The 24545-nt window shown below is 41.1% G+C and carries 26 protein-coding genes; 10 read left to right on the forward strand and 16 right to left on the reverse strand.

The genetic code is table 11. From position 1 onward, the window contains the following. Positions 1 to 47 precede the first annotated feature (47 nt). Positions 48 to 2171 (reverse strand): TonB-dependent receptor, encoded by a 2124-nt coding sequence (locus KO525_RS14010; protein WP_215964455.1) that lies wholly within the window; start codon positions 2169 to 2171, stop codon positions 48 to 50. A gap of 210 nt (positions 2172 to 2381) precedes the next feature. Next, a complete protein-coding gene (locus KO525_RS14015) occupies positions 2382 to 2846 on the reverse strand; it encodes a GNAT family N-acetyltransferase (protein ID WP_215964456.1) in 465 nt (154 codons plus the stop codon). Positions 2847 to 2967: 121 nt separating this feature from the next. On the opposite strand from KO525_RS14015, the gene KO525_RS14020 reads away from it, so the two are divergent. After that, complete coding sequence (locus tag KO525_RS14020) at positions 2968 to 3444, forward strand: DUF3299 domain-containing protein (RefSeq protein ID WP_215964457.1); 477 nt, start codon at positions 2968 to 2970, stop codon at positions 3442 to 3444. Here KO525_RS14020 and KO525_RS14025 read toward each other — a convergent pair. Continuing rightward, positions 3441 to 3809, reverse strand: coding sequence for a hypothetical protein (locus tag KO525_RS14025; RefSeq protein ID WP_215964458.1), 369 nt, complete (start codon positions 3807 to 3809; stop codon positions 3441 to 3443). The two genes, KO525_RS14020 and KO525_RS14025, sit on opposite strands and share 4 nt — an antisense overlap. A 263-nt stretch (positions 3810 to 4072) precedes the next feature. Between KO525_RS14025 and ccoG the strand changes: the two genes are divergently transcribed. The 4 genes from ccoG to KO525_RS14045 all read left to right on the forward strand — a co-directional run bounded on the left by ccoG (position 4073) and on the right by KO525_RS14045 (position 8040). Further along, a complete protein-coding gene (gene ccoG / locus KO525_RS14030) occupies positions 4073 to 5491 on the forward strand; it encodes a cytochrome c oxidase accessory protein CcoG (protein WP_215964459.1) in 1419 nt (472 codons plus the stop codon). Further along, complete coding sequence (locus KO525_RS14035; RefSeq protein ID WP_215964460.1) at positions 5491 to 6489, forward strand: serine/threonine protein kinase; 999 nt, start codon at positions 5491 to 5493, stop codon at positions 6487 to 6489. Before ccoG ends, KO525_RS14035 begins: the two co-directional genes overlap by 1 nt. A 94-nt stretch (positions 6490 to 6583) precedes the next feature. Continuing rightward, positions 6584 to 7225, forward strand: coding sequence for a thiol:disulfide interchange protein DsbA/DsbL (locus KO525_RS14040; RefSeq protein ID WP_215964461.1), 642 nt, complete (start codon positions 6584 to 6586; stop codon positions 7223 to 7225). 32 nt (positions 7226 to 7257) lie between these two features. Further along, on the forward strand, positions 7258 to 8040 hold the full coding sequence (locus tag KO525_RS14045; RefSeq protein WP_215964462.1) for a M48 family metallopeptidase: 783 nt from the start codon (positions 7258 to 7260) through the stop codon (positions 8038 to 8040). Positions 8041 to 8069: 29 nt separating this feature from the next. On the opposite strand, the gene KO525_RS14050 is transcribed toward KO525_RS14045, so the two are convergent. From KO525_RS14050 to bioH, 3 genes are all read right to left on the reverse strand, one after another. Next, on the reverse strand, positions 8070 to 9089 hold the full coding sequence (locus tag KO525_RS14050; protein ID WP_215964463.1) for a putative metalloprotease CJM1_0395 family protein: 1020 nt from the start codon (positions 9087 to 9089) through the stop codon (positions 8070 to 8072). A gap of 21 nt (positions 9090 to 9110) precedes the next feature. Then, entirely contained in the window at positions 9111 to 9416 is a 306-nt protein-coding gene (locus KO525_RS14055; protein WP_215964464.1) for a hypothetical protein, read from the reverse strand. Between the two features lie 116 nt (positions 9417 to 9532). Next, positions 9533 to 10267, reverse strand: coding sequence for a pimeloyl-ACP methyl ester esterase BioH (gene bioH, locus KO525_RS14060; protein WP_368668264.1), 735 nt, complete (start codon positions 10265 to 10267; stop codon positions 9533 to 9535). Positions 10268 to 10384: 117 nt separating this feature from the next. Between bioH and KO525_RS14065 the strand changes: the two genes are divergently transcribed. Continuing rightward, on the forward strand, positions 10385 to 11089 hold the full coding sequence (locus KO525_RS14065; protein WP_215964466.1) for a ComF family protein: 705 nt from the start codon (positions 10385 to 10387) through the stop codon (positions 11087 to 11089). Here KO525_RS14065 and KO525_RS14070 read toward each other — a convergent pair. Beyond that, positions 11086 to 13629 carry a M14 metallopeptidase family protein gene (locus KO525_RS14070; protein WP_215964467.1) on the reverse strand — a complete coding sequence of 848 codons (2544 nt, stop codon included), beginning with the start codon at positions 13627 to 13629 and terminating at the stop codon, positions 11086 to 11088. The genes KO525_RS14065 and KO525_RS14070 overlap by 4 nt on opposite strands. Before the next feature lie 199 nt (positions 13630 to 13828). On the opposite strand from KO525_RS14070, the gene nfuA reads away from it, so the two are divergent. Both nfuA and KO525_RS14080 read left to right on the forward strand, forming a co-directional pair. Then, on the forward strand, positions 13829 to 14407 hold the full coding sequence (gene nfuA / locus KO525_RS14075) for a Fe-S biogenesis protein NfuA (protein ID WP_215964468.1): 579 nt from the start codon (positions 13829 to 13831) through the stop codon (positions 14405 to 14407). Between the two features lie 60 nt (positions 14408 to 14467). Next, entirely contained in the window at positions 14468 to 14749 is a 282-nt protein-coding gene (locus tag KO525_RS14080; RefSeq protein WP_215964469.1) for a hypothetical protein, read from the forward strand. 78 nt (positions 14750 to 14827) lie between these two features. Here KO525_RS14080 and KO525_RS14085 read toward each other — a convergent pair whose 3' ends face one another. Beyond that, positions 14828 to 16183 carry an MATE family efflux transporter gene (locus tag KO525_RS14085; protein WP_215964470.1) on the reverse strand — a complete coding sequence of 452 codons (1356 nt, stop codon included), beginning with the start codon at positions 16181 to 16183 and terminating at the stop codon, positions 14828 to 14830. Between KO525_RS14085 and KO525_RS14090 the strand changes: the two genes are divergently transcribed. Next, positions 16175 to 17209: a polysaccharide deacetylase family protein gene (locus KO525_RS14090; protein ID WP_215964471.1), complete on the forward strand. Its 1035-nt coding sequence runs from the start codon at positions 16175 to 16177 to the stop codon at positions 17207 to 17209. The genes KO525_RS14085 and KO525_RS14090 overlap by 9 nt on opposite strands. 106 nt (positions 17210 to 17315) lie before the next feature. Here the strand turns inward: KO525_RS14090 and KO525_RS14095 are convergent, their stop codons facing one another. From KO525_RS14095 to KO525_RS14115, 5 genes are read right to left on the reverse strand one after another with little or no spacing between them, the layout of a single operon-like run. Then, a complete protein-coding gene (locus KO525_RS14095; protein WP_215964472.1) occupies positions 17316 to 17945 on the reverse strand; it encodes an SCO family protein in 630 nt (209 codons plus the stop codon). An 8-nt stretch (positions 17946 to 17953) separates the two neighbouring features. Continuing rightward, complete coding sequence (cyoE, locus tag KO525_RS14100) at positions 17954 to 18853, reverse strand: heme o synthase (RefSeq protein ID WP_215964473.1); 900 nt, start codon at positions 18851 to 18853, stop codon at positions 17954 to 17956. A 1-nt stretch (position 18854) separates the two neighbouring features. Beyond that, positions 18855 to 19916: a heme A synthase gene (locus KO525_RS14105; protein ID WP_252736811.1), complete on the reverse strand. Its 1062-nt coding sequence runs from the start codon at positions 19914 to 19916 to the stop codon at positions 18855 to 18857. 46 nt (positions 19917 to 19962) lie between these two features. Next, positions 19963 to 20463 (reverse strand): hypothetical protein, encoded by a 501-nt coding sequence (locus KO525_RS14110; RefSeq protein ID WP_215964474.1) that lies wholly within the window; start codon positions 20461 to 20463, stop codon positions 19963 to 19965. 13 nt (positions 20464 to 20476) lie between these two features. Continuing rightward, positions 20477 to 21202 (reverse strand): SURF1 family protein, encoded by a 726-nt coding sequence (locus KO525_RS14115; RefSeq protein ID WP_215964475.1) that lies wholly within the window; start codon positions 21200 to 21202, stop codon positions 20477 to 20479. Between the two features lie 28 nt (positions 21203 to 21230). Here KO525_RS14115 and KO525_RS14120 point away from each other — a divergent pair, with 28 nt between their 5' ends. After that, positions 21231 to 21446, forward strand: coding sequence for a DUF2909 domain-containing protein (locus tag KO525_RS14120; protein ID WP_256448325.1), 216 nt, complete (start codon positions 21231 to 21233; stop codon positions 21444 to 21446). Positions 21447 to 21449: 3 nt separating this feature from the next. Here the strand turns inward: KO525_RS14120 and KO525_RS14125 are convergent, their stop codons facing one another. From KO525_RS14125 to ctaD, 3 genes are read right to left on the reverse strand one after another with little or no spacing between them, the layout of a single operon-like run. Next, positions 21450 to 22331: a cytochrome c oxidase subunit 3 gene (locus KO525_RS14125; RefSeq protein ID WP_215964476.1), complete on the reverse strand. Its 882-nt coding sequence runs from the start codon at positions 22329 to 22331 to the stop codon at positions 21450 to 21452. Between the two features lie 11 nt (positions 22332 to 22342). Continuing rightward, entirely contained in the window at positions 22343 to 22927 is a 585-nt protein-coding gene (locus KO525_RS14130; RefSeq protein WP_215964477.1) for a cytochrome c oxidase assembly protein, read from the reverse strand. A 12-nt stretch (positions 22928 to 22939) separates the two neighbouring features. Next, the gene (gene ctaD / locus KO525_RS14135; protein WP_215964478.1) at positions 22940 to 24541 is read right to left on the reverse strand and encodes a cytochrome c oxidase subunit I; all 1602 of its coding nucleotides are present in this window, start codon (positions 24539 to 24541) and stop codon (positions 22940 to 22942) included. Positions 24542 to 24545 lie beyond the last annotated feature (4 nt).

Below are 24545 nucleotides of genomic sequence, written 5' to 3' on the forward strand. Positions count from 1 at the left end.
TGGGGTCTAAACTCTTGCCTAAAATTGTTGGGTTTTATCCAATTTTCTTAGAAAACGAAGTCAACTTTTACGCCATAAACAAATGGTTCGCCAAACTGTTCATAAAGTTTGTTCGCCCAACCGTCTCTTGGGTCATTGCCAAAATAGAAACCACGTACGCCGTACGTTTCGTCTGTTAGGTTTCGAGCCCAAAAAGTGATGTCCATGTTGTCGCCAATATAAATTACACTCGCATTAACCAATTGCATTGCTTCAGATTTCTGGTCATGGCTAAATGAGTAGTAAAACTCGTCTTTACCAGTAAGGCTAACACTTGCTTCAATACGGTCTGTAACTCTAAAGTTACCGCCTAAATGGAATTGATAGCTTGGGGCATGGGCTTGTTCGCGATCTTGGATAACAATGATTTTGTCTTCCCATGTTTCTGGATCCGTGAACTTACGATTTATATTGTCTACTTCGGTTTCTAATAACGACAATCCAGCCGTAATAGACATAAACGAATTTGGTTCGTATTTAACATTGGTTTCTAAACCGTAATTAACGCCTTGCGGTGCATTAGAAATATAACCAATGAAAATAGGTTGGGCTGAATTGTTTTGCACGTCAGCATGATTTGTGAGCCATTGTTTTATTTGGATATTGTCACGAGTAGCATAAAAAATATTGGCGCTGGCTGTTAACGTATTTTTGTTATTGCTTGCTCTTATGCCCATCTCAATATTTTCAAGCACTTCGGGTCTAAACGTTGAATATTGACTCAGTTCTGCTCGGTCCAAATCATTTTGTAAGTCACCCACGCGCCCTAATGCTTCACCATTAACACCACCAGATTTAAAACCACGACTAATTCGAATATAGGTTAAGAAGTTATCACTGTATTTGTTACTCGCTGATACATGACCACCCCACATGTTATCGTCAAAATCATGGGCTGTGCCTGCATTATCGACATACTCACCGCTATAACGTTCGAAACGCAATCCAGTAGAGATCTCCATAGTGTCCGAACCTTCAAAGCGTTTTTCACCATAGATAGCAAAATTATTGACCTCATTTTCGCTTTCAAATATACCAGCCGCGTAAACATAATCTCGAGTTAGCTCTTCTGTAATACTTCGGCCAAACAAACCAACAACTAAGTCGTCTTCTTTTGAGCTGAAAGCAACGTCAAATTGATATTGCGCTTTATCACGAAAATACGCATCAGTACTGGTGTATCCATCTGGGTGGATGCCGTCATACGCCCAATCTTCATCATAGCCATATTCCGTGGTTGTATGAGAAGAGCTAAACGCCACTTTATTATTAAATTGCTCAGCACCTCGATAATAACTAATGACACCAACAGAAGTTGTGTCCTGACGGTCAAAGCCTGGTTGGTCCGACAAGGTATTGCGATTGTTATCTAATGAAAAAGTGTCATAACCGTTGTCGATATCAAATTTGTGAAGCGTAGATGCGATGATCCAATCGTTCGTTATAATCGATTTCACATTTGCTCTAATTGCTAACTCATCAAAACCATTAGTGTCATCTCGGTTTAGGTGGGTATTATTAATGTAACCATCACCATCAACTTTATTGATAGAAACCCGATAAGCGTTGCTTTCGTTAATATCGCCGCCAGTAGCAAAACCAAGATTTGTGTAACCGTAATTACCCGCTTCAAGTCGAAGTCTTGTTGGGTGAGCCAAGCCAGTTTCTGCACTGCTTATGTTGACAAAACCGGCCATGGCATTGGCGCCAATGCTGGTGCCTTGAGGCCCTTTAAAAACTTCGATTTGTTCAACATCAAACATCATCGCAGCACCGCCAACACCAGAGTAATCAATACCATCGATTGCAATACCAACAGATGGGTTGACCGGGTCGACAAACTGACTGCGTTCTCCAATACCACGAATTTGTATAAAGCGGGCACGAGAGCTACCCGCAGAGAAATTTACATTACCCATTTGTTGTAACATATCTTGCAGATGAGTTGCGCCTAAACGCTCTATCTGTTGCATATTTACAATATCAACCGCATTAGCTGCGTCGGATGCAACTGTTGGTAGGATCTCACCTTTTACTTCAATCTTTTCAATTTCATCTGTTTCTTCGTATGCAAACGTCGAAACAGAGAACGTCAGTGCGATTAGAGATGTGACGTTACGAATCATACTCATTATATTAGTTGTCCCTGAAAATGTTGGTGTCCCGTGATTGGCGTGCCCAACCTGAGATAAAAGCTTAATTTAATGGATTAATTTTCGATCATACCTAAATTAGTATAGTTACTCCAATTACTGTTTTCTATGAATTATGCTTTTTAATGTGTTTAATTATCGGCGCTCACGCATTTATTGCCACTAAAAAGGAAAACTTAATTTGAATTGTTAGTATGTCAGTCGCATTCCAATATGCGGGATATCGTCTTCCAGGTACATTTCGGTGATTTGAACAAACCCCAAATTTTGGTAAAAAGCCTGCAGGTGCTGCTGTGCAGAGATATGGCAAGTGCACTGTGGCCATCGTTGTTTCACTTCGGATAACGCACTTTTCATTAACGTAACACCTAAGCTTTTTCCTCTATGGTTCTGGTGGACGACAACCCGCCCGATAGCAGACTCTTTCGGATAAACAATGTCTGGCCCAATAAGTCGGCAATAGCCAACCATTTCGCCTTTTTCATAAGCAAAATGATGGTAAACGTTTGGCATTCGATCAATGTCATCTAAATCTGGGTAATAACAGGTTTGCTCGACAACAAACACGTCAATTCTGAGTTTAAGCAGGTCATACAATTCGTCAGTCGACAGTTCGCTAAAGGACTTAGTTTGCCAATTTAGTTCTATTGTCATTATGTTCCTCATAAATTTATATTGTCGTTAAACGCAAATTACATGGCGATGATAACAAGCAACTTGGCAAAGCCCAATCAGCCAGTTATTCTTCTTTTAGTTCCAGTATTCTGAGTAATGTATGATTAAAAATGCCGTTTTACTAATTTGTTTTGTTATCTCAACTCACCTATTTGCACAGCAACCAGTCGAACTAGAATGGGAAAATTTGGTGCCTAACGATTTTCAGATCGAAGCACCAAACGTTGAGCATATTGGTCAAGCTATGGCAGGCCCACAAACGATTAACGCCCCTGTTGTAAAGGAGTTAGACGGCAAGTTAGTTAAAATCCCTGGATTTGTTGTGCCATTAGAAGGTGATGAAACATCTGTTACTGAATTTCTACTCGTCCCTTACTTTGGCGCATGCACGCACGTTCCGCCGCCGCCCTCAAATCAAATTATCCATGTCACCTTTAAAAAAGGGGCGCCTGCTGAAGCGCTATACGACCCAATCTATCTAATTGGCACACTATCAACTAAAGAATGGAAAGGCGAGTTAGCACAAGTTGGCTACACTATGGTCGCAACGGCATTTGCACCGTACGACGACTTTTAATTATTTCGCAATCCTTCATTTTCAATCGCATCCAATTGTCGGTCAACAATGCTGCAAATTTTTCGACGATTTTGATCTGAAATTTCAGTATTAAAAGCATCGTGTTCACAATAATTGCGGTGAAACTTCATCAAACCTTCAGGTGTAAAAAGGTAAGGTTTCAAAAACTCTTCCTCGGCGTCATTTAGGGTATTAAAATGACTGACGATTTCGGCACTTACGGTATCGGTAATTCTGTTTTCTGCGTATTCCGACGACGCAATATTACTCACAAATCCAAGAAGCTTCGCTCGGATATCGTTTATAAATGGGCTATCGATAGTGAGTAACGACCCTATCAATAATAAAAACAAAATAAATTTCATATTAATACCTACTAATTAAAATGAGAATATACGCCAAAAATGTGATTTCTTTGTTTAAATGTCATTTTGTTATGTAGCAGATCAAAGAAACGACAATTTTTCCAATAATATATCATTTTATGCTTTATAATCAGAACAATACTGCAACCATAATTGTGTCCCCTTTTTTAGGGTGTATTGTTGCTAGTTAATTCCCTAACATTGTTACAATGTTAAGGGGTTTTATTATTTATGGCCAAATCTCTCAAGCCACGGATCGTCCAATGAATCAAAAAATTGATATTAAAAACATCCCTTCCGACGTTAAAGTTCATCGTCCTGAACAATCTGACAATCATACTTATAATCTGCGAAGTCGTATTTATGTAAGAGCCGTAAAAGGTCTGCACCAACTGATACGTCGTAAAATAGGTATTATATCGTTAGGATTATTCGGATTATTACCTTGGTTAAAATACGGTGACCGACAGGCTATTTTACTCGACATCGTAAATCAAGAATTTAACATTTTTGGCCTAACACTGTGGCCTCAAGACCTTACCTTATTTGCCTCTATTCTTATTATTTCTGCCTATTTGCTGTTTTTTGTGACGACATTTTATGGTCGGGTTTGGTGTGGTTATTTATGTCCACAAACTGTGTGGACCTTTATGTTTATTTGGTTTGAAGAGAAAATCGAGGGGACAGCTAATAAACGTAAACGATTTGACGAAATGCCAATGAGCTGGACAAAAGTCTGGAAAAAAACGCTCAAGCATACCTCCTGGTGGGGTGTTTCGTTGCTAACCTCATTAACGTTCATCGGTTATTTTGTTCCTATCGACCAATTATTTGTCGACTTTTTTACGTTTGAAGCCTCATCAGCGATTGTTGGTTGGACCCTATTTTTTGCCGGCGCTACTTATGCTAATGCCGGTTGGATGCGTGAAGTTATGTGTATTCATATGTGCCCATATTCACGGTTCCAGTCGTCGATGTTTGACAAAGATACGTTTACAGTTACCTACGACACTGAGCGCGGTGAAAAACGTGGCCCTCGTTCACGTAAAGTTAACCGTGAAGAAAATGGTTTAGGCGACTGTATTGACTGTAATCTATGTGTTCAAGTGTGCCCAACAGGCATCGACATACGCAATGGCTTGCAATACGAGTGTATAAACTGCGGTGCCTGTATAGACGCCTGCGACGAAACCATGGATAAAATGAATTATCCACGTGGATTAATAAGTTACACCACCGAACATAGCTTAGAGGGTAAACCGACTAAGATATTGCGCGGTAAGTTGTATGGCTACCTTGTGGTTATTTCTATCATGTTTGCTGCCTTTATTTGGCAAATTTCGTCGCGAGTGCCGCTTGAACTTAACATCGAACGAGACCGTAACGCTTTGTATCGTGAAACAGATGAAGGTCTCATTGAAAACACTTATACATTGCAGATTATTAATAAAAGCCAAACAGACAACGAATATTTAATCGAAATCCAAGGGTTAGATCATTTCGATTTTATTGGCCTCAAACAAATTAAAGTTAAAGCCGGCGAAGTACTCAGACTGCCGATCAGTATTGCTGTTGATCCATTTGAGTTAAACAAGCCAATAACGGACATAAAAATTGTTCTTCATTCAACAAGTGGTGACTTAACTGTAGATGAAGAGTCCCGCTTCTTTAAGGGACGTTAATGTCGTCATTTAATTTTTCTGAACTTGGCCCCGACATGATATTGGACGCTATCGAATCACTCGGGGTGTATCCCGAATCGGGTTTATTAGCGTTAAATAGCTATGAAAACAGGGTTTACCAATTTAGAGCTGACGACCAACTAAAATATGTCGTAAAGTTTTATCGACCTGAACGTTGGACCAACGAGCAAATTCTTGATGAACATCAATTTGCTTTGCATCTCGATAGCGAAGATATTCCTGTTGTTCCGCCGTTAGTGATTAACGGCGAGACACTTTTTGAATATAACAATTATCGATTTTGTTTATACAATAGCGTCGGCGGACGAATGTTTGAGAATGATAACCTTGACCAGCTTGAGTGGTTAGGGCGCTTATTAGGGCGATTTCATAAGGCCAGCGGTGTTAAGAAGTTTAACAACCGCAGTACCATTAATTTCCGCCCTGAATTTGCCGAAGCTCGCGCTGAACTGCAGCAATCTGACTTTATTCCGTCCTATTTAAAAAATACCTTTTTCCATGACTTAGACATGTTAATTGACGAAACATTAACGCGCCTAGACCAGTCCTCAGCTGAATATGACGTGATCAGATTGCACGGTGATTGTCATGCGGGCAATATTTTGTGGCAGAGTCATGGCGACCAAGACGACGCGATTTTAGTAGACTTAGACGATTGTTTAAATGGTCCCGCCATTCAGGATCTGTGGATGATGTTAAATGGTGACCGGCAGCAACAAATGCTGCAACTCGATACCCTTGTTACCGCGTATGAAGAATTTAACGAATTTAATACAGCGGAATTGTCGCTTATCGAACCTTTGCGGGCACGTAGAATGGTCAATTATATGGCTTGGTTAGCAAAACGTTGGTCTGATCCTGCATTTCCAAGGAACTTTTCTTGGTTTGCATCAGACAAATACTGGGAGCAGCAAGTTTTAGCCATTAAAGAACAAATTTATTCGCTAAGAGAACCGCCGCTTAAGTTAGGTTATTAGTCGCATTCCAAATAAACTGGGTTGTAAAAATATTCTCTACAGGCATAATTTGGGTCAACACGATACCAAATCGTAATTTCAATTAGGATAATTCATGAAAAAGATCATCACTCTGTTAGCCACGTTTGTTTTCGCATTTAGCATTCAGGCCGTAGAACTTAAAGAAGGCGTTCACTTTGAAGTGATCGCTAAAGAGAAAACAGAAACTCCAGAAATCAAAGAGTTTTTCTCATACTACTGCCCTCATTGTTTATCATTTGAACCGTTGGCAGCTAAGTTAAAAAAGAGTTCTAAAGCTCAAGGTATCGAATTTAAAAAGAGCCATGTTGACTTTTTAAGAGCCGCAGGTCCTGATATCCAAGAGTTATTGACTCGTGCACTTGTTGCGTCAGACAAGCTAAATGTACCACAGGTATCAACCGCTATTTTTAACTATATCCACAAACAACGCGCGGTTTTCACTTCTGAAAAAGACGTTAAAAACTTATTTTTAGTCCATGGCGTAAGTGCCGAGCAATTTGATAAAGCGTTTAATAGCTTTGCGGTTAAAGCGGCGTCGAAAAAAATGAAAAAAGACCAAGTTGAATTGTCGCAAGCGCGCGTATTAACGTCTGTTCCTACTTTCATTGTTAACGGTAAATACAAAATCCTAAGCAAGGGCTTTAAAGCGTCTACTTATGATGATTTATTTTCACAACTTGAAAACGCGGCACTAGAACTAGCCAAAAAAGACTAGTTGTTAGCCCTTACGAGAGCTAGCTCATAAAGTTGAAGTCATTAATATCAGCGGCGTTCGCGCCGCTTTCAAAACAATCACACGTTAAAAACATCAACCTGCCTTTACTTGGTGAAGTGCAATACCTTTTGAAGCTTTCCCCTAAACGCCGAACCGTATCTTTACAAGTTAAGTCCGGGCAAATTGTAGTCAACGCCCCTAGCTACATTCATTTATCGGACATCGAGCAGTTTGTTGTCGGCCGTGCTTCTTGGCTTAAATCTGTTTTGCAAAAACAAGCTCAGTTACCTAGCAATAAAATGACCTACAAAAACGGTTCCGCACTGTTATATGGTGGCATTTGGCATGACTTGTTATTTAACGTTGGATCGGACAACTCGATTGTACATGACGCCACAACACATACATTAACGTTAATTGGCCCGAGTCAAAGTCTCAAAAATCCCAATTATATACGTCGTCGATTATTGGCTTTTTTTAAACAAGAAGCCGAAACCTTAATTGCGCAACGCTTAAACTACTGGATCGAACGGTCGGGTCTAGCGCCAACTAAATTGAGTTTTAAGTTCTATAAAAACCGCTGGGGTTGTTGTTACCAAAGTGGCGAAGTACGGTTTAATCCGCTGCTGGTTTCAGCACCGCTTGAAGTCATAGATTGTGTGGTCATTCATGAGCTTTGCCATTTAAAACATATGAATCATTCAGCAAAGTTTTGGGCATTAAATAAAAAGATTTGTGGGCAGTGTGACGAAACTAAAAATTGGTTACGGCATAATCATGAGGCTTTGCAATTACCAACCATCAAAGAACAATAAGACTCATTGCTGCATTTTAGTGTCGGGCTTTACGCAACTGCGTTAAAAGAAGTAACTTCTGTTTGATACGATTGTGAATATCGATTTTGGATCACTTGGCCTACAGGACTCGACTCAAATCTCGATGAAGTTGGTTCTTCTGCCAGTTTTAATGTTTGGCTTTGTTGAGCTTCTATTTCAGAAGACTTATCGTTTTTAACAGCGTTATATTCATCCGCTAAGGCTCGTTTACGAGGCTCCTCACCTATAGGCGACTCTGTATTAACTTCAACCTTTTCATCGTCACTGGTTGAACTAGAGGCCGCTTGACTCGTCTCACGAATTAACTCAGCTCTGGCTTCGGAAATTTTTTGGCTCGCTTCGGCCGCAACTTTACGATCTTGACTTGATGGTTCAGCCGGCGCCAGAGCGGCAGCTCTAACGGTTTGCATTTTTTGAATCGTTTCTTGTGCTGTTGGCTCTTTAGATACATCAATTGGCACTTCGCCGCTTACTGCATACTTCTGACCGTTTGGACCTGTTTCATATTGATAACTTGGTGTTCCAGCATGTCCGCCGCCAACGGAAGCGTGTGCCTGTTCATGGGCGCGAACTTCATCGTCACGACGTTCGAGTTGCTGTACTTCTTGACGAACTGCTTCATTTTTAGCTTGTTCAGCACGTTCTTCAGCTTTCTTCTCTTGGTCGCCATCGGTTTGTTCACTGGTGTTCTGCTCAGCGCTTTCGTCTCCAACTGTATCACCCGTTTCTCCTGCCGACCCCTCCTGTGACGATTCTTGACCGCCCTGTTGGGAGTTTGACTCGCCCTCAGCAAGTGGATCGTCTGGAATTACCGAGCCGCCGAGTTGCTTAATGCCATCGTAAGTTGGATTATCAACCACTGGAGGGCGAACATCTTGTTCGCGCGATTTTTGCGGGACGATTGCTTCGGCTTGAACTGGCGCTGGGACAACTTCTTTAATTGCATTCGCGTGCGCAAGCGACTCCGTTGTCGGAGCAGCTGCATTCACAATATTGTGAGGTAACGGCGGTGCAATATTTAAAGACATTGTTGTATCTATCTCGCTTTACTAAACTTTGGTGTCAATGAGAGTGCCAACAACATCATCGGCAGTTTTAATCACATTTACATTTGCTTTAGCTAAATGTTCATTTACCACTAAGTTTACCGCTTCAGCATTAAGTGAAACAGGTGGTGGTGTATTTTCGCGCGGCGCATTTTCATTTTGGTCATTTGCCACATCAGTTTGTGCAACGACATCACGCTCAGCTTGCAGCTGATTGATATTTACGCTTGCTTGTTCTATGCCTTGCTCTGCAGCTTTATATCCGTTTAATCCAGACACCACTGCAGAAGACACATTTGAAATGTCCATCTTACCCCCTAATTTATTACCACATATTAATACACGCTATTTTGTAAACGTAATACGGGCCAATAAAAAACTCTACCATGTACAATTATTAACCAATAGTAAAATATTGCAAGTCCTTACGTTAGATTAATTAGGTCTAAACACCATAAATTAAAGGCCTCAGGGTGCGAAATAAAAGGCGCATGAGAAGCTTTATCTAGTTCAGTGACATCAAAAGCTTGCGTAAATTCAGTAAGTTGTTTGGTCATTTTTATTGGCACTAAAGCATCTAACCGTCCTAATAAAACAGCTACTGGCACCTGGATAAGATGTAATTTTTGCCGTAAATCAGCATTTTTTAATATCTCCAACCCCTGTTTTAGCACATCACTCGTCGGAGTTGGTTTGGCCAAAACAGCGGTTTTAATTCTTTTTATATCTTGCTTTGCAGAAACACTGCCCATCGCTTGAATCGCCATAAACCGTTCTATAACCGCTTTATGTTCATTATCAAGTTGGTTTGCGAACTGATCCAAAACTGCTGGTTGAATACCCGCCCAGTTGCCGTCAGCCATAAATTTGGGTGAACTGGCCACCAAACCCAAATTGAGGATCTTTTCTGGTTGGGTAATGGCTAATTGCGTTGCCACTAACCCGCCTAACGACCAACCAATAATGGTGCTTGGTTCTTGGATTTGGTCGGCTAACCAATCACTTAAGGTTTCGACAGTGTGGTTATTTACGGTATTTGGTTCATCACCATAACCTGGCAGTTCAATGGCAACAATTGGTCGCTCAGTGAGTAACGACAACTGCTCGATGGTTTGCGTCCAAACATTATTATTCATTCCCCAGCCATGGATCAGTATCACTGGCGATTGAGATAAGGTAAAACTAGTGATGGCAAAACCCTCTTATTAAAGAATTAAATCACTCAGGGCATTAGGCAATTGGGTCTGAGAAATTAAAATACGGAACTTGAAAAACAAATGGATTTTAACGCGACAAAAAAATGGATACAAAGCTTTCTTATCAAGCACATGCCAACAGACTGTATTTTGTGTCAATTACCACTAGAGAAACCTCAGCGATTTACTCAATTGTGTGCAACCTGTGTGCTAGACATGCCAACTTATCCTTTGGGCTGGGATATTAAACAGCACGATCCCAAAGCCACCAGCGAGCTCACCTGCAGTAATCTAGCGGGGATCACAGCAATTGGAAAATATGATTGGCCTTTAGATCACGTTTTACTGCAACTCAAATTTGGCCGCAGATTGTGGGCCGCTCGACCAATAGGAGCTCTTTTGACCAAACAGTTATCACAATTGATCTGGCCCCAGATTGACTTTGTCTGCCCACTGCCATTACACAAAAATAGATTGCGAAGTCGTGGCTTTAACCAGGCATTTGTCATCTGCCAACATATCAAGTTTGACTTGCCGGTTAACATTTTGTGCTCTTTAAAACGGGTAAAATATTCGATGCCACAAAGTGAACTGTCGCGTCGTGAACGTTTACAAAATGTTCGCAATATATTTCGTTGTTCTGAAGATTTAACCGGCAAAACGATTTTATTGGTAGACGATGTTGTCACTACTGGCGCTACTTTAGACAATGCCGCTAAAGCACTTTTAGAACAGAACGCAACCGCAGTTTATGCTGCGGTTGGTGCTATTAGAACGCTGGATTAGTAAGAAATACCTTTCGCGATAAATAACGCATTGAACAACAAACGTTGGCTACCATAATTTATTGCTCTAAAGTTCGGATTGTCGGTCATGCCAATGACGACACCACGGCCAAAACGATGAGCGACTAATGCCGTCGCTTCTGCGATTTTTTCAACATTGACCTGATCGGCATACCCTGAAATCAGTGGCTCTTTAGTATATTTAGCAACAACAGTGAAAGGCTTTTCAGGTTCGAGTAATAAATCGATGCTATTTTTAAACAACGGCATAGTTGCGTTACTGATACCAAATGACAAAGGATGTCCTAGGTCGATGTCTGCAGCAAAATAAGCGCCTGCAACACGTTGACGACCTTGCAATGCTTCTTTGTCGTTGTAGCTTAAACCTTCGCTTTTAAAGCGCTTGCGCATATCTTTTGCGTTTATATGTTCTGCACTGAGTAATTTTTGTTGAGACAACCACAAGGCAGCGCGTTTTTGCCCCCACAACACACCACCGCTTTGTACCCAACCTTTTAGTTGTTTCGCTAAATTGTCATCGCTTTTACTGAAACTGCCGTCCGCTAAAATAATATGGGTATAACGTGACAAGTCCGTTGCTATTATTTTTCGCTTATCAATAATCGTTGGCGAAAAACCAACGTGGCGGTCGAGTGCATACCAAGTTTCACCTACTTCATATAAGTTCATTCCGTTGCCGCCAATGACAAGGACTTCAGGCAGTTCAACGTTTAACATTGAACGACTACCCAAATCGATGCCCTTAGCCGACAATCCGGTGGTGATTTGGATTAGCTCTATCCCATGCTTATCAGCTACCGCAGCTAATGTTTTGCGCCAATCGCCTTGTTGCAAACCGGCATGAATTAACATTGTACCTGCCGCCAATTGCTGGTCACCTTGCTTTGTCGAAATATAAAGCGGCTTCATCGCAGAACGAACCTTGATGTTTTTAGACAACAATTCATAAACTGCGGGCGCAGCACTAGAATCACGCCAATCGATGGCATAGGAGTAAACGTCATCTAGTGTGTTGTTGTTTGTTACTTTACGTTGCCAAAGGTTATTTGACACGTTTAAGCTTCTTTGTGACTTAACAGCGCGGTATTCAAGGTTAAAGGCCATTGCCAAGTTCCAACTAGATACGTCGTAGAATGTATTATCGTTAAAACTGGTGGCTTCAGAAAATATAGAGCGAATTAACCGAGCTTGTGGTTGTTGCAGTGGAATGTACACACTGTTTTCGGCTGTAAATTGATGTTTGTCGATTTTAGCGTCTTTGTTTATCGCATAGGCTTGTATATTGTGTTGCTGCAACAAAGCCACAAAGTCGGCGACTCTTGATTTGTCAGCAATATCACCAACGATAAAACCATCTATGTCAGCTTTTTTAGCAACTTTTTTGGCATCTTGTTCAAATTGCCATTGGTAATCGAGTAATACTTGTTTGTTTTCCAAACTGCCTTTTAACGTAGAAAACGACGCAGTAATTTGATTTTTAATTGTTGCAGGGAAAGCAACATCGCCGTTTATCGACTCCTGCAAATGGCCACGTGACGAACCTTGCTCAAACAAAATCCCTATCGTGCCGTGTAGGTCGGGGTAAGTTGAGCCCTTACCTGCATAAAAATCGTCAAATGCTTCTTCGGTAAAATACAGTTGCTCTTGTTGGTCAAATGCCGCGGCGTGATACGTTGCTAATTCTTTAGTGAGTTCTACGTTGCGCTCAGGTGTAAATGGGTTTTTACGAGACGCTATGCCAGGTTGAAAAAAGAATGTGCTGTGTGTGCCCATTTCATGATGGTCAGTTAATACGTTTGGTCGCCATTGATGATACTGCGCGATACGAGCGCGAGATTCTGGATGTTGTAGCAATAACCAATCCCGATTTAAGTCAAACCAATAATGATTTACCCGTCCTCTGATCCAGTCTTGTACATGCTCACGATTGTTCGGATCGCTATTTAAGTTCATGCCTTTATGTTGATTTGCCCATTGCGCAAAACGGCTTAATCCATCCGGATTTAAACTTGGGTCGAGTAATACCACCATTTGATCTAAATATTCCGCAACGGCAGGTGAACTCGATGCCGCTAAATAGTAGGCGACTAACATCGACGCATTACTGCCAGACGATTCATCACCGTGCACGCTGTAATTAAGATTAACAATCAGTGGAAACGCATCGTGATTTGGTTTGTTTCTTTGTTGTAACCGCTGAATGTGGTTACTTTGTATAGAAGAAATATTAGATTGATTCTTTGGTGCTGTGATCACTAATTGCAAAAGCTGCCTTTGCTCGTGACTTTGCCCAATAACATTTAATGTTACGCGGTCACTGCTCTTTGCTAATGCGTGATAATACTGTACTAGCTGATCATGTCTTACATGCCACTCGCCAACTTGATAACCTAAAACTGATTCTGGTGTTGGGATGTTTTTATTATAATCCTCATCTGGGAGGTAATAACTTAGCGGCACCGCATGCAGGCCAGAACTAAGAAAAAAAACTAAACTTATTGCTAAAACTCTAAGGTTCATTTTATCAATCTCTTTTATCAAACTTAACAACACATTAAACATAGCTATTGCCCATTCACAATACCAATTAGATAAATTCAAGGTTAATTACGACCACCGAGGGTCAGTACTATTGAAATTCGACATGTTGCACCCATATCTTTAACCAAGTATTATGCACGTAATTGCCAATAACCTAGTAAATTAGTCGGATATTCTCATGATCTCTATCTCCGAAGCGGCCCAAGAACACTTCGTAAAACTGTTAGAAAAACAAACACCAAAAACGCGTATTCGTATTTTTGTTGTTAACCCTGGAACAAAAAGCGCTGAATGCGGTGTGTCATATTGCCCTGAAGAATCATTAGAGGAAGACGACATTGTGCTTCCGTATACTGGCTTTGAAGCTGCGGTAGACAAAGAAAGCGAACCGTTTTTAGAAGACGCAGAAATCGATTTTGTTACCGACCAAATGGGCTCTCAGCTAACGCTTAAAGCACCAAACGCTAAAGCGCGTAAAGTTTCTGAAAACGCAACTTTAAGAGAGCGCCTTCAGTACTTCATCGATACTGAAGTTAACCCAAGTTTAGCGGGTCACGGTGGCAACTGCCAAATCGTTGAAATTACTAAAGAAGGTGTGGTTGTTCTGCAATTCGGTGGTGGTTGTAATGGTTGTTCAATGATTGACGTTACGTTAAAAGACGGCATCGAAAAACAATTATTGAAAGAATTTGAAGGTGAAGTGTCAGGTGTTGCAGACAGCACTGAACATGAAGCTGGCGAACACTCTTACTACTAAATTGCGACAAAGGGACGGACATAAACTCAAGTTTGTCCCTTTTTCATTTCGAGAGCTAATGTGACTCACGATAAACTGCAAGATTTTCTCCTTAAATATGGATCGACTCCGCAGGCCAGCGCAAAATGGTTTGGGATTGGCATCTTTTTATTTTTTACCGGGATGATTGGTATCTATCTTTCGGTCAACGCACCAACTTGGATATCTGTTGTTAGTTTTGCCACCTTAGTCGTTGGTGTATTAATCGCATTAAAGGGCTATGTAGGTATTTTATTTAACCGCCTCGCTTATTTTCGCCATAACGCCGCTAAAAACAAAGCAAAATACAAACATATCAAATAATCTTTTTTTACAGTTCCGGCAATTTTAAAATCGCGCATTAGCAATATAAAAACTCGGTAATCAATATCTACTCTAGGTTTATCCTTGTGAGTTAACTTTACCCATAACATATTGGCTGTTTTGCAACATTGTTAATTGACTTGCTCCTCTGGCAAACAAAAACAACCAAAACGCTAGCCACAACCCTAGGTTTTCACCACCTAGTAAATGATTTAATGATACTGCGCAAACAAATACTATTGTAGCGATAAACATACTGTTGCGCATTGAACTAACCCAGCCTAATCCAATAAACACGCCATCAAAAATAAAACACATAAAACTGCCTAAGGGCATAAAAATGATTATCCAATAATAGCTACTCAGCGCTTGATGTAACTCTTCAATGTCGGTCATTAACTGAATAATGTCATTAGCAAATATCAAATAAACCAAGCTGTAAAAAATGGCAAACTTAGCCCCAAACCGAAACCCTTTGGTGATGAATAATCGGACTTTTTTCGCTTGTTTAGCACCAACTTGTTGACCCACAAGCGACTCAAGAGCAAAAGCGACGCCGTCTAGGGCAAACGATAAAAACAGAAAAAACTGCATCATAATCGCATTTACCGCAACCGCATTAGGTCCAAATCGGCTGGCATAAAGAGTCATAAACGAAATGCAAAACTGCAATAACGCGCTTCGCATAAACAGCACTCGATTCATTGCGATAAGCCCTACGATGCCTGCATAACTTGCCGCAACAAAAGGCTTAAGCCGTTTTAGAACTGACAAGTTATAGCTAATCAGCAGAACAAACTGACACGTTTCGGCAATGACTGACGCAAGTGCAACGCCACTCACTTCCAAGCCAAGTATAGGGACAAACACAATATCCCCAATTAAATTGACAAGGTTACAAACGATGACGGCAATAAGCACTTGTTTGGTTTTACCGATACCTATCAGGTAGCCCATAAATACAAGGTTAAGTAAGCTTACGGGGGCGATCCAAATTCGGATATCAAAATACTGTTGAGCGTAATACAGACTCGCTTCCATGTGCGCACCAGTGTCGACCAACAGTAACATGGCTTGAAACAACCAACTTTGTAGCGTCAAAATCACCACTGCTAATAAAATAGCGAGAACACAACCCTGTAATAAAACACGGCTTAAACCTTCACTATCTTGTCGTCCCCAAGCTTGAGACGCTAGGGCAGTGGTCGACATTCTTAGGAAACCCAATAGCCAAAATGCAATAGTTACGACTAAACTACCTAAAGCGGTCCCAGATAAAAAATCGCTACTGTTTAAGTGACCTATTACGGCCGTATCAACAAATCCTAACAACGGCACCGTAATGTTTGCTAAAATCATAGGCCAGGCAAGTTGCCATATTTTTAAATTAGCATGACCGCGAGGTCGCCAGAGGTGTTGAATATTTTGAATCATTTACTTTCTACTATTTTAACTGTGCTTTTAGCAATATTTGTTTTTGCTGTCAGTTCGACATCGGCCCAAGCCGCAACGGTTGTAATATACCATCATGTCAGTGAAAACACGCCAGCATCCACGAGTCTTTCACCGGAAGACTTTATTAAGCACTTAACTTTGTTCGAAGAGCTCGAGCTCGAAGTCGTGTCACTATCCAAATTAGTGAACGCTATTCAAGATAAGCAAGATGTCCCATCTAATTGGGTCGCGATTACCTTTGACGATGGGTTTACTAGCGTTTATGACAACGCTATGCCTGAATTACAAAAACGTAAATACCCGTTCACTGTGTTTGTTAATCCAGATAAAGTTGGGCCAAGTAAGCTGTACATGGACTGGCAACAACTCAGAGAAATAACTAAGGCCGGTGGAGAGATTGCAAACCATACGTTAGCCCATGAAAATTTGGTTCAAACCGGATTAACGCTAAACGAAATCAAAGCAAACCTCTCGGCGGCAGAAAAAGCCATCACCAAAAACACTGGGCAAGCCCACAATATGGTTGCCTATCCTTTTGGCGAGTATAACGACATCGTGAAAACCGCTTTAAAAGAATTAGGTATGGTCGGGTTTGCCCAGCATTCAGGGGCGATTGATAAATACAGTGACCTTCAAGCCTTAACGCGCTTTCCCGCTGCAGGTATTTACGCCAATCCTAATACGTTGAAAAATAAAGTGCTAAGTCTGCCTTTTTCGGTGAAATCCTACAGCCCAACAGATACGACGCCAATTAACAACCCGCCTAAATTTGTTGTTGAACTGGCTAAAAAAGACTTTTATCAAAGTCAATTAGCCTGTTTTGTTTCAGGTTTTTCCGATCCAGTTAAACCAACTTGGATTGATGATTTAACATTTGAGATCACCGCAACAGATGTGATCGGACTTGGCCGAGTAAAATACAATTGTACCGCGCCTTCCATCAGCCACGCCGGTAAATACTACTGGATGTCCAAGTTATGGATTAACCTCGATGGTACAGACTGAGTTTTTTTATACCAAGCGGATCTCGGCTGTTTTGTGGTTATATAGTTGGGATGGCGTGGCTAATCATAGAATTAGCCACGTACGGTCTCACTAAGTTAAAAATGCCTTACATCAACTTTTTGAAGTCTTCTAACATAGTTTGAGTATCGACAGTAGGAACTTGGTTTAATACAATTTCAGGCTTAAAAATAGCTTCTATTTGTGCGTCGGGGTTCACTAATATTATTGACGCACTGTGGTCAACAAAATAGCCATCTTCGATTTCCTGATCCGGTATTGAGTACATCAAACCTAAGTTTCTGACGAAAGGGAATAGGTTTTTATGTTCCGCTCTAACGCCTTTGATATTGCCACCAAAGTAGTCAATGTATTTAGCCATGTTTTCTGGTGTGTCCCGTTTAGGATCAACAGATACGAACACAATTCGCACGGGCTTGTCTGACACTTTCTGAAGCTCTGGTAAAATTCGACTGAGTTTAGCTAATGTCATAGGACATACATCAGGACAGGACAAGTAGCCTAAAAAGACTAAATCCCAATACCCTTTCAGGTTATCGTTAGTGAAAACGGTATTCGTTTCGTCCTGTAACTCAAAAGGTTGGATCACGCGTTGGGGGTCGTATACAAACGTTGTTTCCGAAAACTCAATTTTGAAAGTAGATTGAAATACAAACACACCAACACAAACAGAGATTAGAGCCGCTAATACAAGCAATACATTTTGTTTTAAGTTCATTCGAGGGCCTAAATAAAGTGGTCGACTAACAAGACCACAAATAACGCCAATAAATGCCAGATCGAAAACTTAAAGGTTTCCATCGCTAATTGTTTATTTTCTGTGGTTTTTAACAACCAAGCATAACGTAAAAAGACAACGTTTAAGCCTAAGCTTACAACCAAATACAGGATACCTGTCATACCCACCAGATACGGTAGAATACAAACTAAGGTCAGCAAAATGGTGTATAACATGATGGTATTTTTGGTAAATTCGTTGCCATGAGTTACGGGCAACATTGGGATATTAACCCGGGCGTAATCTTCTTTTCGGTGGATCGCTAACGCCCAAAAGTGCGGTGGTGTCCAAGTAAAAATGATCATTACAAGTAATAACGCATGTGGATGAATTTCTCCGGTAATCGCACACCAACCAAGTAGCGGCGGCATCGCACCGGCTAAACCGCCAATGACGATATTCTGAGGTGTGAGACGTTTTAGAATAAGAGTATAGACAACCGCATAACCAAATAAACTGGCAAGTGTTAACCAAGCTGTTAGTGGATTAACTTCAAAATACAATAAAACAAAGCCACTGAACGCCAAAAATAACGAAAATCCGATAGCTTGTTGATTAGTTAAACGCCCTTTGGCAATAGGTCTGTTGTATGTTCGAGCCATCTTGGCATCGATTTTTTGGTCAACGATATGATTCATCGCAGCGGCTGCGGCAGACAGTAAACCTATTCCTAAACTCGCGACAAATAATAAACTAAGTGAAGGCAATGTCGGTTGGGCTAAAACCATTCCAACGATAGCGGTAATCACTAACATAAAGACTACTTTTGGTTTGGTGATTTCATATAAATCTTTGACCAACCCAACTAAGCTAGTCAGTTGATTTGACTGTGTACGTTGTTCTATCATTTCACGCTCCTTCCACCAAGGTTTGACTTGACCTTACTGGCTTTTCTTGTGGCTCTATCGTCGGGCGACGTAACTTAAAGCCCGATAAATACCAAGTGGCAATTAAACTCAACAACAGGCAGACAGCAACAAAATTGTGCATTACTGCGACGGCCAATGGCAGATGAAAAACCACATTAGAGATCCCTAGCAATATTTGCAATAGCAAAAGCCCCGAAATCCCAAGGGCCACTTTTCTATTCGCTTGAAAATCTCTTTTTAGAAGCATAAAGATCAGCGTTAAACACATCAAAGTAACGGCAATTGCACCAAAACGATGGAGAATATGGATACTCATTCGCGCTTCATAAGGGAAAACGCCAAACTCATAATTGGCATGCCCTGTTGGTATGGATAGGGCCTGACCTAAATCAAATCGTTGTTGCCAACCATCTTCACAAATAGGCAAATCTAAGCAAGCAACAGCAGAATAGTTGGCGGCTGTCCAACCGCCCAACGCAATTTGTAGAACCACAACAAACACCGCTGATTTAATCGCTAGATGAAGCTTTGATGAAGATGAAAACTTAGAGTTTTCGAGCCAAGCCGGATAAAGTTTTCGTCGTAATTGAATGGTTAATAAAAACAATATTGCGAAGGTCGTGAATCCGCCTAACAGATGACCCATTACAATTAGAGGCATAAGGTTCATAGTAACGGTTAACATGCCGAGTACGGCTTGCAGGGTAACTGTAATGAGTAGAATACTGGGGAGCAGGAGTATTTGTTTGGCTTTGATGCTTAAAACAAAGATAGCTAATATCAATAACCCTAATGAGCCAGCAAAATAGCGATGGATCATCTCATTCCACGCTTTATGCGCTTCGACTGGACGCTCTGGAAACGCCAACTCCGCTTTAGTAATGTCAACTTCCGCAGTAGGGACTGACAAAAATCCATAACAACCGGGCCAATCAGGGCAACCTAAACCGGCGTGGGTCAAACGTGTATACGCACCTAAAACTATCACTACAGACGTTACAAACAGTGCAACAACAGCTAATTTGTACAATGAACGAAGCATGGCACACCTCTTTTATTATTCTTCTTATTTTGTTCTTTTAATACCGTTAACCGACTCGCGCATAATTCAGCAGCTTTTTGATGTCGGCCAAAATATCTTTGCTGGTATTTATCGTATGTTCCCTGTCAGCTGCACCGGCATACTGCATAATCACCTTACCAAATGGGTCCACAATGTATAGATACTGCGAGGATAAATTTTTGTTCGTCAATTTTAGCGTTTTTAACATAGGGTATTCTGAGGGCAACTTGGCGCTACCTAACACGTAAGCATTGACTCTTTTTTGTAATTTACCAAGCGCAATATAAGTTTGATTTAGACCATAAAATTGCTCCACACAAACCGCGTCGCAACTTTCTGTTGGCTGATAAACAATTGACCAGGTCGGCACATCGTGATGCAGGTCGAGTTCTGTTGTAAATTCAACAAACTCCCCCTTATTTGTCGCCCCGGGGGTGTACCATCCCATTTTTAAGACAACAAACGCGAGTATCAAGGGGACACCCGCCATAACTAAAAATATCGAGAAAAATGATTTGGTTTTCATTACTACAACTCTCCTAATTCGAATCCTGTGAATCGGGTTTGACCCGGCTAGCGAAAACAAAAATAACTAAACTGGCAAAGGCCAACAGAAACCACTGTAGCGCATACGCTTGATGTTTTTCAGGCATCATCACAACGGGCTTATACGTTTGAACTAAACCTTGAACTTGTTCATTATTTGCATAGACAATTAACGGCACCATTTTGGGCTGCCAATCATGTTCAAATACCATATTAATTGATTGGATCCGCTGAGGCCATTGGTCTGTTAAAGGGGGATTTTCTAATACAAACTGTTGTAACTGTGTCGACTTAATCACCCCATGTAATTCAACTTCTGAGGGTAAATTGAACGTTGGAAGTTCAGATCGGTTATTTGGTGCTTTTAGCCAACCAAAATCAACCAGTATAGATTGGTTATATTTACTTGATAATACAGGTGCCAGAACTTTATAGCCGGGCTGCCCTTGATGAACTCGGTTATCCAATAACATCATATACTGAGATAAGACTTGGCCCGTAATTACTGTATTTTGACCATTCAACAATTCGCTAGACTTGGCGTCAACGGGATTAAATAAATCATCCTGAGTTGCTAATTGTTCCGTGCCAAACGACAACAACCACTCGCGCTTCTCATCCGCACGCTGCAATTGCCAAAATCCCAACTTGCACAACAGAATAAAAGCGGTCAAAGTGACCAACACAGGCCAAAAAGATATCTTGATTCGTTTTAACACTACGACTACAACCTATAGGGAAAAACATATGCCATTGGTGATAAAAATTATTGCAGTAGCGCTACTACTACTTATTATTTTTAATTTATTTCGTGCCATGTTCAGTATGTTAAAACAAGATCCGAACAGACCACCAATGTCTTATTTTATTGGGCTAAGGTTAAAATTCACCGTTGCCTTAATTGTCTTATTGCTATGTTGTCTGGCGTTTGGCGTTATCACACCAAACCCCAGACCTTATTAATGTTTATAGAATATAAACAAACAAGAACAACAGTACCCATACCACATCAACAAAGTGCCAGTACCAACTTGCGGCCTGGAAACCAAAATGGCTTTGCGGCGTAAAGTGATCTTTTAACACGATTCTTAAGAACATAATCAATAACATGATTGTGCCTAAGGTTACGTGTAGTCCGTGAAAACCAGTTAACAGGAAGAAGGTATTACCGTAAATACCACTTGATAACATCAATCCCATTTCTTGATATGCATGAACGTACTCTTCAACTTGTAGAATTAAGAAAATAAATCCTAATAATACCGTCGCGCCTAGGGCAATTTTGAGCTGTTTACGTTTATTTTGTTCTAAACCTACGTGCGCAAAATGACAGGTAACTGACGACGTTAAAAGAATAATGGTATTGATTAGCGGTAAGCCATTCCAGCCCATTGCCTCTGTAACCGCACCTGAAGGGGTTGTTGTTAGCGGCCACATCGCTTCAAATGCAGGCCATAATACTTCGTGAGTCGATACGTTATTACTCGCTCCACCTAACCATGGAACCGAGAACACTCGGGCGTATAACAAGGCACCAAAAAAGGCACCAAAGAACATGACTTCGGAAAATATAAACCAGCTCATACCTTGCTTAAATGAACGGTCCATTTGCTTGCTGTACATGCCGCTCATCGACTCGTCGATAACGTTTCTAAACCAACCCACCAGCATGAATATAATTATTGCGATACCAGCTAATAGTAGGTAACCGCTGTATCCTGAAACGCCTTTAGTTACATCATTAACATAACCACCTGCGCCAAACGCAATACAGAATAATCCGATTGCGCCAACAATTGGCCAGTGACTCTGCTCTGGCACATAATAACTTTCGTATTTTTCACTCATTTTTTTGTCCCCTATGGTGCACTTAACGTGTCACCAGCAAACAATTGTTCAAATTCGTCATGCTCAATTTTTTCGCTGATATCAAAAAGGGTATAGGACAAGGTTACGATTTTATATTCTTCAGGTAACGCATTGTCGATATAAAACTGCAAACCTAAATCTGCGGTTTCACCTTTTTCTAGCGGTTGACGATTAAAACAAAAACACTCGATTTTGTTGAAATAGGCTGCAGCTATACCCGGACTTACCGAAGGTACAGCCTGCACAACCATGTCGTTTACTGACTTATTTTTTACAATAAAATTAAGTTCGTGCATTTCACCTGGGTGAACTTCTATCCGTTTAACTTCTGGACGAAAGTCCCAAGGTAAGCTGCCTTGAGTACGAGCAATGAATTCCACCGTAATTGTGCGCGACGTATCGACAAAATCCGATGTAACAGCCGCCGTATTACTGGTTTTACCGTTGAGGCCCGTGATGTCGCAAAACACGTCATATAGCGGGACTAAGGCAAAACCAAATCCAAACATCAATGCCACTGTTAAGACTAATTTCTTAACAATTTTATTGTTATTTTTTGGCGAATTATTTTCCATTACGCGACTCGACTACTTAATCTCAGGTGGTGTTGAGAATGTATGATAAGGCGCAGGTGAAGCAACCTCCCACTCTAAACCTTCAGCCCCTTCCCAAACTTGGTCAGACACTTTATCGCCACCTTTAATACATTTATAAACAACCACTACAAACAATATTTGAGATAAACCGAAGGCAAATCCACCAATACTGATAATGGCGTTAAAGTCAGCAAATTGCGTTGCGTAGTCAGGAATACGACGAGGCATACCCGCTAGTCCAACAAAGTGCATTGGGAAAAACAACACGTTCACTGAGATAAGTGACAACCAGAAATGCGCTTTAGCAAGACCGATATCAAACATATGCCCAGTCCACTTAGGCAACCAATAATACGCACCTGCCATAATGGAGAATATCGCACCTGTCACTAATACATAGTGGAAGTGAGCAACTACAAAATAGGTATCATGGTATTGGAAATCCACTGGGGTAATGGCCAACATAAGTCCTGAAAACCCACCTATCGTAAATAAGACAATAAAGGCGATTGAGAACATCATGGGGACTTCAAAAGTCAGTGCGCCGCGCCACATAGTTGCAACCCAGTTAAAGACTTTCACCCCAGTTGGCACCGATATCAGCATGGTACAGTACATAAAGAACAGTTCGCCCGCGAGTGGCATTCCTGTGGTAAACATATGGTGCGCCCAAACGACAAACGACAATAATGCGATTGACGCGGTGGCATAAACCATTGATGAATAACCAAACAGTTTTTTGCGGCTAAACGTCGGTACGATTTGTGACACAATACCAAAAGCAGGCAAGATCATGATGTAAACTTCAGGGTGTCCAAAGAACCAGAATATATGCTGGAACATAACCGGATCGCCGCCCCCTGCTGCGTCAAAGAAGGACGTAGCAAAGTATTTATCAGTTAACACCATAGTGACCGCACCGGCAAGTACAGGCATAACCGCAATCAATAGAAACGCAGTGATTAACCATGTCCAAACAAACAACGGCATCTTCATGTAAGTCATACCTGGCGCTCGTAAGTTAACAATAGTGACGATGACATTAATCGCCCCCATAATTGACGAGATCCCCATGATATGAACAGAGAAAACAAAAAACGCGGTGCTGTCATTACTAAATGTTGTTGATAGTGGCGCGTAGAATGTCCAACCGAAGTTAGGACCGCCACCTTCCATAAACAATGACGATAACAAGATCAAAAACGCAAAAGGTAAAATCCAAAAGCTCCAGTTATTCATGCGTGGTAGGGCCATATCAGGCGCACCAATCATCATTGGAACCATCCAGTTCGCTAAGCCAACAAACGCCGGCATTACCGCACCAAAGACCATAATCAAACCGTGAACGGTCGTCATTTGGTTAAAAAAGTCTGGTTCAACTATTTGCAAACCTGGTTGAAACAATTCTGCACGAATAACCATTGCCATCGCACCGCCGATGAAAAACATCACCAGTGAGAAGATCAGGTACATTGAACCGATGTCTTTGTGATTGGTTGTTAGAAACCAACGTTTTATGCCTTTAGGCGCGCCGTGATGATGATCATCTGCATGATGATTCGAATCGACTGCATTGTTTTCAGTAGTACTCATTGTA

The sequence above is a fragment of the Psychrosphaera sp. B3R10 genome, from assembly GCF_018861025.1.
In the GTDB taxonomy this organism is placed as follows: Bacteria; Pseudomonadota; Gammaproteobacteria; order Enterobacterales; family Alteromonadaceae; genus Psychrosphaera; species Psychrosphaera algicola.